Raw genomic sequence first — 16,339 nt, forward strand, 5'->3', positions numbered from 1 at the left:
GGCCACCCCGATTCCTTTTTTCTGATAGGTCTGTTTCAACAAAAAATCCTCATGCCAAGAAGGCATGAGGATTTTATCGCCATGGGTATAATTATCCCACATAGCGTATCCGTTTCCTTCTCAGTCTCTCTGAACTGTGTTAAAGGTTCTTATTAAGTTGTTATTATAATATATCAAAAAAACGTATTTGTCAATCCTTACTTCTACGTAATTGATTAATTAGATTTTCAAACTCTTCCGGAATCGGAGCTTCGAATTCCATATACTCATTCGTACGTGGATGAATGAAACCAAGAAGTCCCGCGTGCAATGCTTGTCCATCTAATTTCAGGGTCTTTTTCGGACCATATTTCGGATCTCCCGCTAGTGGGAAGCCAATGTATTTCATGTGAACACGGATTTGATGTGTTCTGCCTGTTTCAAGCTGGCATTCCACCAAAGTGAAACCATTGAAACGTTCGATGACCCGGAAATGTGTGACAGCATTTTTGGAATTTGAATCTGTGACAGTCATGCTTTGGCGATCTTTTTTATCCCGGCCGATCGGTGCATCAATCGTTCCGAAGTCATGAGGGATCACACCATGAACTACAGCTTGATACTTACGTGTGACCGTTTTGTCAACCAGCTGCTGTACAAGTTTTTCATGTGCCATATCATTTTTCGCAACCATCAATAGACCTGATGTATCTTTGTCGATTCGATGGACGATTCCAGGCCGCATGACTCCGTTGATTCCAGAAAGATCCTTGCAGTGAGCCATCAATCCATTTACAAGCGTGCCAGATACATGTCCCGGTGCCGGGTGGACGACCATACCGCTTGGTTTATTAACAACGAGTACATCTGCATCTTCATAATAGATATCCAAATCCATTTCCTCTGCTACCGCATCCAATTCCTCAAGTTCAGGAATCGTTACTTCGATTGTATCGCCAGGGATAGCTTTGTAATTCGTCTTTATAGCCGAGCCATTTACTAAAACATGGTCATCCTTAATCCATTGCTGGACTTGAGTACGTGACCATTCCTCATTCAAAGTGGAAAGAGCTTTATCAATCCTGACTCCTTTTAGTGTTTCATCGATGCTGTATAACCTTTTATCCATTATCTTTCTCCTTAGCGTTTTTTTCTTCTAAAAACATATGAATCACGAGCAGACCGACACCAATTGAAAGCGCAGCATCAGCAACATTAAATACCGGGAAGCTGTAGCTGAAAATATAGGTATGAACGAAATCCACTACTTCCTGACGAGCAACACGATCGATGAAATTACCAATCGCACCGCCTAGCATGAGAGCAAGTGCAACTCCAAGCAAACGGCTGTCCTTCGCCATTTTCTGAATATAATAGACAAGTCCAATAATGACAGCGATGGTGATGATGTAGAAAAACCACATTTGACCTTGTAGAATTCCCCATGCTGCCCCACGATTACGATGCGAGGTGATATATAGAAGGTTTTCAATAATTTCAATGCTTTCTCCGTACTCCATTTTTTTCACAATCATCCATTTTGTCAGCTGATCGAGAGCTATGACCAAAAGGGCAATCAAATAATAAAACACATGTTTTCCCCCAAACTAATCAAATCTTCACCTTTGAATTGTAGCATAAACTAGAAATAATGACTAATCCGAAAAACAGAAGTCAGTTATCTGTACCTGAAGAATTAAGGTCCGATTGAAAAAAGGCAACATTCCTTATGGAGGTTGTTATACTTTCAAAAAAGCTTTTAGCCTTTGCTCTATCATTTCCACAAAAAAGCCGGTCCCTTCATAAAGGGACCGGCTTACCTTTTGGAATTATTGATTCACATAATGCTCTTTAACGACTGTTGCACAACGCGGGCAAAGTGTTGGATGTTCTTCCACGTGACCTACTTCTTTCGAAACATTCCAGCAACGTTCACACGTTTCACCTTCTGCTTTGGTAACAAGAATCGCTATATCCTCAAGCTTCACCGCTTCTGTTGGGGCACTTGCCACATCGCCAGCGATTTCAAATTCGGATACAATGAATAACTGTTCAAAGCTTTCCTTGATGCTATCCAGCAGATTCTTCGTTTCTTCATTAACATATACCATCACTTTTGCGTTCAGTGATTTTCCGATGACCTTCTGGTTACGGGCTTCTTCTAATGCTTTTAGTACATTATCACGGACGTTCATGAACGCCGTCCATTTTTCTTCAATGACGTCAGCACCATTAATGGAAATTGCTTCAGGCATCAATGTCAACTGTACACTTTCTTCCGTTACACCCGGAATGAACGCCCATACTTCATCAGCTGTATGCGAAAGGATCGGTGACACCAATTTCGTTAAGCTGACCAATGATTCGTAAAGGACAGTCTGAATGGCCAACCGCTCTTTACCATTTGGTGCTTCACAATAAAGAATGTCTTTTGCATAATCCAGGTAGAACGAACTTAAATCCTGAGTGCAGAAATTATTAACCATATTATAAATTGTAGCAAACTCATAATTTTCATAACTTAGCTTCGACTGGGTGATCAGCTTATTCAATTTAACTAGCATGTATCGATCGACTTCAGGTAACTCCTGGACTGCCACTTTATCGGTATCTGGATTAAATCCATCCAAGTTCCCTAACAGGAAGCGGAATGTATTACGGATTTTACGGTACACTTCCGAAACTTGTTTTAAAATAGGATCGGAAACCCTGACATCCGATTGGTAATCCACCGAAGCAACCCAAAGGCGTAAAATATCTGCACCAAGTTGGTTCATGACCTTGGATGGCAGGACAACGTTCCCAATTGACTTACTCATTTTACGGCCTTCGCCATCCAATGCGAACCCGTGACTCAACACACCTTTATATGGTGCTTTGCCCGTAACCGCAACACTTGTTGATAGTGACGAGTTAAACCAGCCGCGGTACTGATCGGAACCTTCTAAATAAAGGTCAGCAGGGCGCTGCAGGTCGTCTCTTTCTTCAAGTACCGCTTGATGAGAAGAACCTGAGTCAAACCATACGTCCATGATATCCGTTTCTTTCGTGAAGATGCCATTCGGGCTGCCTTCATGTGTATAGCCTTCAGGCAGAAGGTCTTTCGCTTCACGCTCAAACCAGATGTTCGAACCATGTTCGCGGAATAGATTTGAAATATGGTTGATGGTTTCATCCGTAATGATCGGCTCGCCATTTTCTGCATAAATGACTGGAATTGGCACGCCCCATGCACGTTGGCGGGAAATACACCAATCCCCGCGGTCACGGACCATATTGAATAAGCGAGTTTCGCCCCAAGCGGGTACCCATTTGGTTTCTTCAATCGCTTCCAGAAGTTCACTTCGGAAGTCTTTGATTGACGCGAACCATTGTGCTGTTGCACGGAAAATCGTTGGTTTCTTCGTCCGCCAGTCATGTGGGTATGAGTGTGTAATGAACGTCAAGTTCAATAACACGCCTGCTTCTGTTAATTTTTCAGTAATTGGTTTATTCGCTTGATCATAAAATAACCCAGCAAATTCCCCTGCCTCTTCCGTCATGACTCCTTTTTCATCTACAGGACAAAGTACGTCCAAGCCGTATTTTTGCCCAATGATAAAGTCATCTTCACCATGTCCAGGTGCAGTATGAACACACCCCGTACCTGCTTCAGTTGTTACGTGCTCACCCAACATGATTAAAGATTCGCGGTCATAAAGAGGGTGTTTGGCAACAGCACGGTCCAACTCGCTCCCTTTTACCGTTTTCAGGATAGACGGGTTATCCCAGCCTAAAGTTTCTGTAACCGATTCAAGGAGTGCTTCAGCAATTAAGAATTTGTCATTTTCGACAGCCACTACTACGTAATTTAATTGCGGATGTAATGAGATACCAAGGTTAGCAGGAATCGTCCATGGAGTTGTCGTCCAGATGATGATTTTTACGCCTTCTTCGATTACACCTTTGCCATCCGTGACTTCAAAAGCAACATAGATTGACGCAGAACGTTTGTCTTGATATTCAATTTCAGCTTCGGCTAGGGCTGATTCACTTGATGGAGACCAGTAAACAGGTTTTTTACCTTTATAGATATAGCCTTTTTTCGCCATTTCACCGAAGACCTTAATTTGCTGTGCTTCATATTCAGGCTTTAATGTGATATAAGGATTATCCCAATCACCACGGACCCCTATTCTCTTAAACTGCTCACGTTGATTGTCAATCTGAACATAAGCATACTCTTCACAAAGCTTCCTGAACTCGGCAACGCTCATTTCTTTCCGTTTCACGCCTTTTTTTGTCAATGCCGTTTCGATTGGAAGTCCATGCGTATCCCAGCCAGGTACATACGGTGCTTGAAAACCGCTCATCGATTTAAATCGGACAATGAAATCCTTTAAAACCTTATTCATTGCATGGCCCATATGGATATCGCCGTTAGCATATGGAGGTCCATCATGCAAAATGAATAAAGGGCGTCCTTCCGTTTGTTCCTGCACTTTTTTATAGATGTTCATTTCTTTCCATTTTTCTTGGATTTCCGGCTCACGTTTCGGCAAATTCCCCCGCATTGGAAATTCAGTTTTAGGCATCAATAAGGTATCTTTGTATTCCATCATAAAATCCTCCATCCGTCTTTACAAAAATTCATTCGAACCAATGACTTGATATCCGGCCAAAATAAAAAGCCCTCTCATCCCTAAAAAAAGGGACGAGAAAGCTTAGCTTCCCGCGGTACCACCCTGGCTAGAAAGATCCACAAAGTGAATCCAACCTCTCGAGCATTCGTAACGTGAATGAAACGCTTCATTTACTTACTGCAAAAGCAGGTTCAACTCAGAACTCAAGGGTGATCTTCAATATCTTCGCTTATTCCGGGCTTTCACCATCCCCGGTTCGCTAAAAATAAGTGTGTGAAGAATTTACTTTCCCTGTCATCGCCTAATGTCATAATGAATAGTATTGTTAAAAAATTATATGCGAAAAAAGTGTTCAAAGTCAAGGAATCGTTTAAATTTCCTCTTCCACTCTCTCATTTAATTCAATTTCAGTCGCATCTACTTCATAATCCAGAAGATGATCCCAATCGTCATTGTCCAGCAAATCCAGCTGTGCACCGACAAGCATTTTGAAACGCGTCCGGAATACTTTGGATTGCTTTTTCAAATCTTCGATATCCATAGCAATTTTCCTTGCTTTCACAAGTGACTCATTGACGATCCGGTCAGCATTTTTCTCTGCTTCCTTTATGATCAGTTTCGCTTCTTTTTGGGCATTGCGCCTTAATTCTTCGGCTGCTTCTTGTGCGACAATAATCGACTTATTAAGTGTACCCTCAATTGTCGTAAAATGTCCCAAACGATCATATGTCTCGTTTAGTTTATCTTCAATTTCTTTCTTCTCCCTCAAAATCAGTTCATAATCTTTAATGACCTGGTCGAGAAATTCATTTACTTCATCTTCATCATACCCACGAAATACTTTGTTAAATTCCTTGTTATGTATATCTATCGGGGTTAAGGGCATTACGGCACCTCCAGAACGGTTTCTACTCTAGTATGTTAAAACTCTATATTCGACAATAAATGTACGAATCCTGCTTGATATTGAATTATTTTTGTCTGCCTAACGAGATTCTCCACTTATCCTTCTTGGTTTTCCCATCAATTGAAGCTATTTTACATCTGCCAAAACCTCTGATGGAAAGTGTATCACCCTCACGGCATTCTTCCGAGACGTTTTCCGTTTGCTTGAAATTCACCTTTACTTTTCCTGACGTTATCAAGGCTTGCGTTTTTTGACGGGACATATTCAGGACGGACGATAGCACACTGTCAAGCCTAAGAGAACTGACGGTGGATACTTGCTCTTCCCATTTTTCGTTAACTTGGATGATATCCCCCATCGGAATCCTTTTGATGGTAACGGAAGCGTTACCTATTCTCTCCAGGTTTCCTGTGAGATATAAATCCATCTCCTCGGCAGCTATAAATTGAATATGCTCCTCCGTCACTATTATATCACCAAATTTTTCACGTTTTACCCCAAGTGACATCAAGGTTCCAAGTATTTGCCTATGTTCAAGCGAAACAAACTTTTTTGGATAGGAGATATCGTATAAGGAGATATTGAAATCCGATGGTTCAGGAGAGTAATAATCAGGGTAAATGAGCACACGTTTTCGCTCTACGTAATCGCTCCCGCCATTAAATTGCAGTTTCGCATCCGGATCATTCCCTAATAAGGATGTAAGAATTTCCTGCTGACGCGGATCAAGGAAATCAGATAGTTTCGGAGCGTAGGAATTTTTAACCTGATCAATCCAATTCATTGCCTGGTCAATAAATTCTTTTTCCTCCGGCCTGAAATGCTGATAAATACTCATGATTGAATAAATGCTCCTTAGCTATCAAGTTAATGGTCGATCATAAGGAATTGATTAACTGGTTCTTCGTTGCTTGCTACTACACAGCGGAAATTCTTCCGACTGTGTAGTAATGATGCATGTCAGGTTAATTGTTGATCATCCTATTAAAGTCTGTAAGTAAAAGATTCCGTAACCGCTGGCAAAATTAAGCACCAGCAAGGCCACAAGAGGTGAAAGATCGATCATCCCAAGTGACGGTATGAACTTTCTGAACGGTTCTAAATACGGTTCGCAAATCTTTTCAAGGAATTTACCAATCGATGTCTCCCTTGCATTTGGGAACCATGACATCAATATGTAACCGATTAATGCCATTGAATAAATTTCTATTAAATAATATAAACCCTGAAGCACTAAACCCATTAACCATTACCACCTCGCTTCTTCGTACTCCTCTTCGGCCGCAAAGCCGGTAATATTACCGGAAACATCGACGTTGTCCGGGGTACATAAGAATATATCTGTTCCGATTTTTTGGATATCCCCGCTGATTGCATAGACAGTCCCACTTAGAAAATCGATGATTCGTTTTCCTTGATCATGCTGGATTCGTTGAAGGTTCACAACAACAGCACGTCTGTTTTTTAAATGATCAGCTACTTCCTGGGCTTCTGCATAAGCACGAGGCTCCAATAATACTACTTTAGAAGATTTCTGTACGCTTTGCAAACTTACGATATTCTGATTGGTATTATTCCCTGCAGAAGCGGGCTGCTGCTGTTTACCTGACTTCACGACTTTTGGTTCAGCCTCCTCTTCTTCCATCACTTCATCCTTGTACTCATACTCATCATCCAGAGCGAAATAAGATTTAAATTTTGATACGAACGACATCTATAGCGTACCTCCTTAAAATTATTCGCCTACAAGTGCAGTACCAATCCTAATCATTGTTGCGCCTTCTTCAATGGCAATCATGAAATCATTGGACATCCCCATGGACAATTCAGTGCAGGGGGCATGCTTCAACCCGGCATTTTGTATTTCCACCTGGATGCCCTTCAGTTTCCGGAAGCATTCCCGCAAAACCTGTTCATCATCCGTCAAAGGAGCCATCGTCATCAATCCTGCAACATTCACCTTATCAAAAACAGCTAACCCTTTTATGAAATCCATTGTCGCCTCAGAATTCAGGCCATGTTTCGATTCCTCACCTGAAACGTTCACCTGCACTAAACAGTTTATCGGCTCATTTGCGCGTTTTTGAATTTCTTCCGCCAAAGAAATGCGATCCAACGAATGGATATAAGAAATTTTATCGATGACATTCTTTACTTTTCGTGTTTGCATGGAACCAATATAATGCCAGTGGGGCTTGTCCTTCAGCACTTCATATTTATTCAAAAGCCCTTCGTCACGGTTTTCACCCAAATCAATTATTCCCGCTTCCAATGCTTCATTTGCCCTCTCGACCGAAACATATTTCGTCACTGCGATTAACTTTATATCTTTACGGTCCCTTCCACTATTTTCACATGCTATATTTATTTTTTCTTCGATGTTTTTTAAATTGTCCACTACTTTCACTTACCCTAAATCCTCCTTCCAACCGATAAAACTCATCAATCTACCTGTCTTCCCGTTATCACGGCGATGCGAAAAAAACAATTCATGATCACAGCTTGTACAGTATGATGTAACGTCGATCTGACTTTTTGGAATTCCTGATTTTTGAAGAATCAATGCATTAAGTTGCTTAAGATCTAACTGATATTGACCTTCACTGATTAAATTATAGGGCTTTTCGTCATTATCTACCAGCAAATTCTGCACTAAATCCATGACATGATCATCCACTACATAGCACTTTGAACAAATCGAAGGTCCAATAACAGCAAATATCTCCGTTGCCTTTATACCCTTATCTAGCCATGCCTCAACCATTTTTCGGGCAATTCCATTAACGGTACCCTTCCAGCCAGCATGTGCCACCCCAATCATACCATGTGCCGGAGCAAGAAAGTATAAGGGCACGCAGTCCGCATAGCAAAGGGTCAGTAAAACATTTTGATCCTTTGTATAAAATCCGTCAGTTGCTTTAAAGGCAGAATCATAATCCATTGCACCTCTTCCGCCATCGCGGCTGGTAACTTGATGGATATTCGTTTCATGTGTCTGCTCGGCGCCTATCCATTCATTAAGCGGAAACAACAGCTTATCGGCTAAAATCCTGCGGTTTCCCTGGACATCTTCAAGCTTATCCCCGACATGAAAACCGGTATTCAATGTTTGAAAATCCCCTGAACTGACTCCCCCATTTTTTGTGGTGAAGCCCGCTACGAGCTGGAGATTTTGTTGTCTCCAGCTGTCAATGAGCATATATTGGTCTTTTACTAAAACAAATGGCTCTTTCATGCTATAAACCTCTTTAGTTTTAGTCTAGTGTATCATATATTTACGCCATGTACCTTTAAAACCGTTCATCTTTCAGCTCTGCTTGAAATACCGTCTGATGTTCAACAAGAATGACATCTGCACCGATTTTTTTTATTTTGCGCCATGGAATCACAATATCCTGTTCCCTCCCGAAGAAACCCATTAGCCTTGTTCCATTTGAAACGATGATGGCCTCTATTTTCCCTGTGGCCGTATTGATTTCAAGATCTGACATATTACCTAATTTCTTTCCATCCGCTATATTGACGATATCCTTAATTTGAAATTCGGAAATCCTGGTCATATCACTCAGCTCCTCAAAATTTCATCATAGATGAAGGTCCTATTGCTATGTATATGACATGATTCACTCAAGGATGAAGAATACGATAAATAAACGTACATACAGTTTCCGATTCCCTTCTGGAAGGGATTTTCACAAAATAAAAAAGCCGCTATGGATAAGTTGCTGATAAGCGGGTAATCGACATTTTTGCCCTACCCGCTTCAGCTAACTTTTTCTCATGCTCAGCTTCTACTGTTGGATATTTTTATTCATTTGCTTAATTGCTGCTTTTTCCAATCGAGATACTTGCGCTTGTGAAATGCCAATTTCCTCGGCTACCTCCATTTGCGTCTTCCCTTGGAAAAACCGTTTGCGAAGGATCATTTTTTCCCGGTCATTCAACCGTCTCATACCTTCATTTATAGCTATTTCATCAATCCAGGTACTATCTTTATTTTTTTCGTCACTCAGTTGGTCGAGTACATAAATCGGATCCCCGCCATCATTATAAATCGGTTCAAAAAGTGAAACTGGATCTTGTATTGCATCTAGTGCAAAAACAATTTCTTCATGAGGTACTTCCAACACCTTGGCGATTTCTTCAGCTGTCGGCTCACGAAGGGTCTGACTTATGAGCTTTTCTTTCACCTGCAAAGCTTTGTAAGCGATGTCTCTTAAAGAACGGGATACCCGAATCGGATTATTGTCACGAAGATATCTTCTGATTTCTCCAATAATCATCGGTACAGCATACGTTGAAAACTTAACATTTTGACCTAGGTCAAAGTTATCTATCGACTTCATTAACCCTATACAGCCTACCTGAAATAGATCATCTACATACTCTCCCCGATTGTTGAAGCGCTGAATGACGCTTAGAACGAGTCGAAGATTCCCGTTTACCAGTTTCTCTCTTGCTGAAATATCGCCATCTTGCAGTTCTTTAAAGAGTTTTCTCATTTCTTCATTCTTTAAAACCGGTAATTTTGATGTATCCACACCGCAGATTTCAACCTTATTACGAGACAAAATTATTCCCTCCTCACAGGAGCGCTGTACAAAAAACAGTATTTCCGCGGGAGGAAAAAATATGCACATGGCTAGAACGGAAAATCATCATTATTTTTCAAAATAGCTAACAAAGTATTGATTTAATTGGCATTTAAGCTCTTTATTTTTTTACACCATTTTATTAAATTCTTTTCGAAGCCTCTTAATAATCCTTTTTTCCAAACGTGAAATGTAGGATTGGGAAATCCCCAACATATCGGCAACATCCTTTTGTGTTTTTTCTTCCCCACCTGCAAGTCCAAAACGGAGTTCCATTATCTGTTTTTCACGTTCGGATAACTGCGTAAGTGCTTTTGTCAGCAGCTTGCGGTCAACGTTTGCCTCGAGGTCCTTCGTGATGATGTCATCGTCAGTTCCAAGGACATCGGATAACAGTAGTTCATTTCCATCCCAATCGATATTCAGAGGTTCATCAAAAGAAACTTCAGAACGGATTTTGTTATTTCTGCGTAAATACATTAATATTTCATTCTCGATGCATCTCGAAGCATATGTAGCCAGTTTAATTTTCTTCTCAGGATTGAATGTATTCACAGCTTTGATCAAACCTATGGTACCAATGCTGATTAAATCTTCAATATTGATGCCCGTATTTTCAAATTTCCTGGCAATATAAACCACCAGCCTTAAATTCCGTTCAATTAAGATCGATCGTGCAGCTTCATCGCCCTTGGGTAATTTATTGATCAGTATTGCCTCTTCTTCCTTTGAAAGGGGCGGCGGCAGTGCCTCACTCCCTCCTATATAAAATATTTCGTCCGTTTTCAATCCGAGCTTGAACAATAGTTTGTACCAAAAATAAGTGAGCCGAAGAATGAATTTCTTCAAAATAATTCTCCCTTCTAATAAACGGATTATGGTTCAAATTTAAGAATGAATAAATGAATCAGGAGGCATTTTGCACCGGTATTCCGGTTAACATTTTCGGGTGAACGATAGATTGATAGCTATTGTCGGGAGAGAGTTGCTGAAAGGTAAACGAAACGAGACCCTGCTTGACATGATATTCTTTTTCCCCTTGAACGATTTTAATGTAATCCGGCTTGATTGCGGTTAACAACTGATGTTCATGACCCACGACTTTATAAGGGATGACACGCATTCTTCCGGTCCATGAATATTCGGGCTGTACTTCCTGCTTAATCAGGTTATCAGGGTTTTTAAAGAGCTCTAGCATGTCGTTTGGAATTCCTGCTTCCCCGCCTGAAAGAGAGATGATCATTACTGGGGAACGTGTAATCGGATCATATAATTGATTGCCGCTATCCACCAAACCAAGAAACGTACCTTCAAAATCAGAAATTTTAACCGAGACCGAAACCATTTGTTCATGTGTAAGCTTTGTCATCTCCATCCCTTCAAGTGTTCGCTTGGAAAATTGCCAAGCGAGCGGGAACCCAATCATTACGAATATCCAGCTGACAGGGTCACCAAAACGATTGATTCCTGCATATTGACCAGGGTCCTTGGAAACGATTTGAAATTCAAATAGGTAGTGAAGTCCCAGCAGGATACCTCCTGATAAAAACGTCACAAAATATAAAGTGGCCACCGATTTCATAAAAAGTTTTAACCTATTGAACCCAAAGGTTGCCAGCACCATGACCAGGGATACAAAAATCTTCATGTAAGCTCGGTCGGCAATTGCATAAAAAGGAGTGAACGCCAATACGATAATGAAGGAACCGATCAGCCCGCCGATGCATACCCGCCAAAGAGCTACCCTTCGTTTGAGAATGATGGCGGTCCAATATAAAAGGAGGCAGTCAAATAACCAATTCAATAACCAGATCACATCTAAATATAAGGTCAAACACCCTCCCCTCCTTTTATGAACTAACCTTCCACTAGCAAAAAGTATAGCGTACCTGCCCTTAGAAAGTGTGTCACTTTTTGTACTGAAAAACTTAAGAGTTTTTCAGTCATTTTTACCCTTTTTGTAGAAAAACAGCTATTGATATTTTCAATACTGTCTTAGAGACTATCCTGCTCCCTTTTACTACTGTCGATTTATGTTATAAAAGTTTAATAATTTATTGACTCTCTTATCTTGTTACATTTACCAAATATAAATGGCCCGACCCGGTAACCGTAAAGAAGGTGCATGACCAGGAACTCCATCAAGCAACGGAATCGGGCATTCCACCGAACAGAAAAATTCAGACACCGATCAAGGGTGCAATTTTCCAGATTTCGATTAGCCATTCGATCAGAGTGACAATGCCCGAGAAAGCCCCATCATCATTAAGGGTCAATGGACACAATTGCATTTTTATGAATTCCTTTTTCAGACGACAAAAAACCGTCCCCAAATGGGAACGGCATATGACGTCGATATTAACGGCGTCTATTACGGTTACGGAGGAAGGTTGGAATATCCAGGGCCTCTTCACCTTGATTGGCATTACGTGCAGGCTGTTCATTGACTTCTTCTCTCTTCACTTCACGCTTCACGTTTGACTGTGGCGTTTGTTGTGTCTGAGGTCTTGATTGCTGCTGTTGTCCGAGTGTCGGACGTCCTGTAGGCCTTATTGAAGCTTCAACCTCGTTAAAGCCTGTTGCAATTACTGTAACGACGATTTCATCTTTAAGGTTTTCATTGATAACCGAACCAAAAATCATGTTTACGTCTTGATCGGATGCAGTAGCCACGATATCGGCCGCTTCCTGGACTTCAAAAAGACTTAGGTTCGTACCACCGGTAATATTCATCAGTACGCCTTGGGCACCATCAATCGATGTTTCAAGCAACGGACTGGAGATGGCTTTTTTCGCCGCTTCTGCTGCACGGTTTTCCCCGGAAGAAATCCCGATTCCCATTAGTGCGGAACCTTTGTTGGACATGATGGTCTTAACATCGGCAAAGTCCAAGTTTATAAGACCTGGAACAGCGATTAAATCTGAAATCCCTTGTACACCTTGACGAAGTACATTATCGGCTTCACGGAATGCTTCAAGCATTGGCGTGCTTTTATCGACGATTTCAAGGAGACGGTCATTCGGAATGACGATCAGTGTGTCAACCGATTCCTTCATGGATGAAATGCCGCCTTGTGCCTGAGTTGCACGTTTTCGGCCTTCGAAAGTAAATGGGCGTGTAACTACACCGACTGTAAGCGCCCCTAAATCTTTAGCAATGCCAGCGATGACAGGAGCAGCTCCCGTTCCCGTACCGCCGCCCATTCCAGCCGTTACGAATACCATATCGGCACCTTTAAGCGCTTCTTCAATCTGCTCTTTGCTTTCTTCTGCAGCTTTTTTTCCTACCTCCGGATTGGCACCTGCACCCAAACCGCGTGTAAGCTTCCCACCGATTTGCATTTTAATTTCTGCTTTTGATAGATTAAGAGCCTGTGCGTCAGTATTGACAGAAATAAACTCAACACCCTGTACACCATGCTCGATCATTCTGTTTACCGCATTGTTTCCGCCGCCGCCAACACCTATTACTTTTATCGTTGCTAATTGTTCTAAATTAGAATCAAACTCCAACATGACAATCCTCCTATTTTGACGAAATTCCCGATTCTTTATGATTGTTATTCAAAAAAGTAACCCAGGATTTTTTTGAATTTAGATTCACCTTTTTCACCTTGTTTTTTAGCCGTGTTCTCTTTGCTTTTCTGAGAAACCTTCTGGCTGCGCTGGTCGTTATCTTCATGTGCTTGTCCAGCTGCTACAGGGGTTTTATTAGCGGTGTTTTTTTGCATTCTCTCTTTCTTGCATGCATGTTTAATCAGACCAACAGCTGTCGTATATTGGGGTTCCCTAACTCCGATGTAATTCGGCTCAGCTGTCCTAACGCGATTTTGGAACACATATTGAGCAAGCTCCAGAACTCCCGGCATCTTGACGACGCCTCCGGTCAACACGAAACCACCTGGTATATCCTGGAAGCCAAGTCTCCTCAAATCATCTTGAATCAACTCGAATATTTCGGTCACCCGCGCTTCAATGATATCCGAAAGCATTAGCTGGTTGCATTTCTGCTGCTGGTCGCTGCCGATGATAGGTATTTGAAATACTTCATCTTCAGACGCATCATCATAAAAGGCATGTCCATGCTTTACTTTTATTTTCTCAGCTTCTTCCATCGTTGTCCTTAGAACGATGGAAAGGTCTTTCGTAAGTGTTTCACCGCCTATAGGTATCACAGACGTATATTGTAAATAGCCTTGTTCGAAAATTGCCAGAGTCGTGGAACCTCCGCCAATATCGACAAGTGCAACACCAAGTTCTTTTTCATCCTTGGATAAAACAAGGGAACCTGCGGCTAATGGCTGAAGAGCGATATCTGTTATTTCTAACCCTGCCCTTTCCACACAACGCAGCGTATTATGTAAAATTGTCCGAAGACCTGTGATTAAAATCCCTCTCATTTCCAACCGAACACCTATCATGCCCCTTGGATCACTTATTTCATCAAGTTCATCAACTTTGTAATGAATCGGCACCACGTCGATTATTTCCCTGTCGGATGGTATCGTTATTAACTCCGCTGCTTCCCTAACACGGAAAACGTCATGCTCAGTAATCTCTTTATTTTCACTGGATACCGCTACTACCCCATGACAGGGCTGAAGCGTCACGTGATTTCCACTTATACCGACGATTACCTTTTTTATCTCCATCCCTATCATCCGTTCTGCTTGCTCTACAGCCTTTTGAATGGATTGGACGGTTTCATCTATACCGACGATCGAACCCTTTTTGAGCCCCTCTGATTTAACATTTCCCACGCCGATTATATTTAATGTGTCATTGACCATTTCCCCAATGATAACTTTTACACTGGATGTACCGATGTCAAGACTTACGTATATTTCATTGCTGTTCATTCCATGGCACCTCCTTCAGTTTTATACATGTATTAGTAGAATAACATTTTTATATCGAAAGACTTATTCATTATAGAATAACAGAACTGATTACAACAACTCGCGAATGTCATACTAAGCAGTTCATTTGTATTTCCCAAACAGAACTCGTAGATTCCTCACTTTAAGATGCTAATTGTTCGCTTCTCAACTTAACTGATATATTACTAAACTAGATACTGCCATAAACTATTCGTCATTTATAACTTAATTCCCTTTAAAATTATAGATTTTTTTTCTGCTTTTTCCGGGAAATGGACCATTTTTCAATTAGGATCCTTCTAATCAGGGCGATATTTTGAAAGAGCCTTACGCCGAACACGAAGATTGCGGCTAAGTATAAGTCTACACCAAGATGTACACCTAGAAAAGCCAAACCTGCGGCCAAAACAATATTAAAGAAGAATCCTGTTACAAATACTACTTCATCATAAAGATTTTGCAGATGCGCCCGTATGCCTCCAAACAAGGTATCAAAAGCAGCAAGCACGGCAATGGAGAGATAATTTGAATATTCTTGGGGAATATCAAAATCCACCAAAAAACCAAGGGTGATCCCAATTAAGAGTCCAAAAACTGGCAACCACATCACGATCCCCCCCCATCCATAATGGGTTCCATGTGTTCCACATTAATAGCATTTTGGTATGCCGGCAATGTTAATTCACCAGTCGGCACCTTAATCTGCACTTCAAAATTATCTATAAAGAAATCATCCATAAGTTCAGAACCTTCAATTCGCTGCTTAAGTTTCTTTGGATTAACGGTTATTGCCTGCATTTCGACAGGGTAATTGACTAGGGGATATCCGTCCATTTTCGGCTGTCCATTAATATCACGAATAACCGATGTCGATATATACCTTTGCCCTGAAATGGAAATTTCGTCAGCTCCAAACCTATACATTTCATTAATGAGCCGAATTATCAGCACTGGTGAAATATACTCGATTCTCTCACCAAGTAGAATATCTTCTTTGATAGGCTGAATAGACACGATTACCCCATTACCTTTTATTTCTGTCAACCCTGCGTCAGACTTTAATTCGGTCAGGGTGTCACGCAATACTTCTTCTTTACTCTCATTTTTCTTTGTTTCATAGGAGGCGATTTTCCCCTCAAGCTTACTGATATCCTCAATTAATTCCACCTGGGTCTGCTGTTCTTTCAATAAATCATTTTTCAGCTCCCACATATCCCTTGTATCGGAAATGACAGGCTGATTCACCAAATTGAATTGAATTGCGAGCATGAAGCCAGCAATCAACGTAACCAAACTAAAAGAAAGCTTTTTTTTCATTTCCAGTTTCTCACCAATCTTTCATCGAATCCGGCGATCTAA

General features: G+C 41.2%; 17 protein-coding genes. All 17 read right to left on the bottom strand.

What is annotated here, in order from left to right:
- Window positions 1–190: 190 nt before the first annotated feature.
- A complete protein-coding gene (locus tag QUF86_RS24470) occupies window positions 191–1,108 on the bottom strand; it encodes an RluA family pseudouridine synthase (RefSeq protein WP_289324343.1) in 918 nt (305 codons plus the stop codon).
- Entirely contained in the window at window positions 1,101–1,571 is a 471-nt protein-coding gene (gene lspA, locus QUF86_RS24475) for a signal peptidase II (protein WP_289324342.1), read from the bottom strand. Before lspA ends, QUF86_RS24470 begins: the two co-directional genes overlap by 8 nt.
- A gap of 237 nt (window positions 1,572–1,808) precedes the next feature.
- Complete coding sequence (ileS, locus tag QUF86_RS24480) at window positions 1,809–4,577, bottom strand: isoleucine--tRNA ligase (protein WP_289335961.1); 2,769 nt, start codon at window positions 4,575–4,577, stop codon at window positions 1,809–1,811.
- Between the two features lie 394 nt (window positions 4,578–4,971).
- Entirely contained in the window at window positions 4,972–5,487 is a 516-nt protein-coding gene (locus tag QUF86_RS24485) for a DivIVA domain-containing protein (RefSeq protein WP_057913479.1), read from the bottom strand.
- A gap of 85 nt (window positions 5,488–5,572) precedes the next feature.
- A complete protein-coding gene (locus QUF86_RS24490) occupies window positions 5,573–6,346 on the bottom strand; it encodes a YlmH family RNA-binding protein (protein WP_289335963.1) in 774 nt (257 codons plus the stop codon).
- A 138-nt stretch (window positions 6,347–6,484) separates the two neighbouring features.
- Complete coding sequence (locus tag QUF86_RS24495) at window positions 6,485–6,751, bottom strand: YggT family protein (RefSeq protein ID WP_289317218.1); 267 nt, start codon at window positions 6,749–6,751, stop codon at window positions 6,485–6,487.
- A 6-nt stretch (window positions 6,752–6,757) separates the two neighbouring features.
- Window positions 6,758–7,222 (bottom strand): cell division protein SepF, encoded by a 465-nt coding sequence (locus tag QUF86_RS24500; RefSeq protein ID WP_289324338.1) that lies wholly within the window; start codon window positions 7,220–7,222, stop codon window positions 6,758–6,760.
- Between the two features lie 21 nt (window positions 7,223–7,243).
- Window positions 7,244–7,915 (bottom strand): YggS family pyridoxal phosphate-dependent enzyme, encoded by a 672-nt coding sequence (locus tag QUF86_RS24505; RefSeq protein WP_289317220.1) that lies wholly within the window; start codon window positions 7,913–7,915, stop codon window positions 7,244–7,246.
- Window positions 7,916–8,743: a peptidoglycan editing factor PgeF gene (pgeF, locus tag QUF86_RS24510; protein ID WP_289324336.1), complete on the bottom strand. Its 828-nt coding sequence runs from the start codon at window positions 8,741–8,743 to the stop codon at window positions 7,916–7,918.
- A 55-nt stretch (window positions 8,744–8,798) separates the two neighbouring features.
- A complete protein-coding gene (locus QUF86_RS24515) occupies window positions 8,799–9,068 on the bottom strand; it encodes a YlmC/YmxH family sporulation protein (protein ID WP_053345249.1) in 270 nt (89 codons plus the stop codon).
- 231 nt (window positions 9,069–9,299) lie between these two features.
- On the bottom strand, window positions 9,300–10,079 hold the full coding sequence (gene sigG / locus QUF86_RS24520; protein ID WP_034313871.1) for an RNA polymerase sporulation sigma factor SigG: 780 nt from the start codon (window positions 10,077–10,079) through the stop codon (window positions 9,300–9,302).
- 150 nt (window positions 10,080–10,229) lie between these two features.
- Window positions 10,230–10,949 (bottom strand): RNA polymerase sporulation sigma factor SigE, encoded by a 720-nt coding sequence (gene sigE, locus QUF86_RS24525; protein ID WP_053345247.1) that lies wholly within the window; start codon window positions 10,947–10,949, stop codon window positions 10,230–10,232.
- A 58-nt stretch (window positions 10,950–11,007) separates the two neighbouring features.
- A complete protein-coding gene (gene spoIIGA / locus QUF86_RS24530; RefSeq protein WP_289335964.1) occupies window positions 11,008–11,934 on the bottom strand; it encodes a sigma-E processing peptidase SpoIIGA in 927 nt (308 codons plus the stop codon).
- 524 nt (window positions 11,935–12,458) lie between these two features.
- Window positions 12,459–13,616 (bottom strand): cell division protein FtsZ, encoded by a 1,158-nt coding sequence (ftsZ, locus tag QUF86_RS24535; protein WP_289317223.1) that lies wholly within the window; start codon window positions 13,614–13,616, stop codon window positions 12,459–12,461.
- A gap of 44 nt (window positions 13,617–13,660) precedes the next feature.
- Entirely contained in the window at window positions 13,661–14,959 is a 1,299-nt protein-coding gene (gene ftsA, locus QUF86_RS24540) for a cell division protein FtsA (RefSeq protein WP_289317224.1), read from the bottom strand.
- 262 nt (window positions 14,960–15,221) lie between these two features.
- A complete protein-coding gene (locus QUF86_RS24545; protein WP_289317225.1) occupies window positions 15,222–15,587 on the bottom strand; it encodes a small basic family protein in 366 nt (121 codons plus the stop codon).
- Window positions 15,587–16,297 (bottom strand): DUF881 domain-containing protein, encoded by a 711-nt coding sequence (locus tag QUF86_RS24550; protein WP_289317226.1) that lies wholly within the window; start codon window positions 16,295–16,297, stop codon window positions 15,587–15,589. Before QUF86_RS24550 ends, QUF86_RS24545 begins: the two co-directional genes overlap by 1 nt.
- Between the last annotated feature and the right edge of the window lie 42 nt (window positions 16,298–16,339).

Source organism: Peribacillus sp. NJ11 (genome assembly GCF_030348405.1).
In the GTDB taxonomy this organism is placed as follows: domain Bacteria; phylum Bacillota; class Bacilli; order Bacillales; family DSM-1321; genus Peribacillus.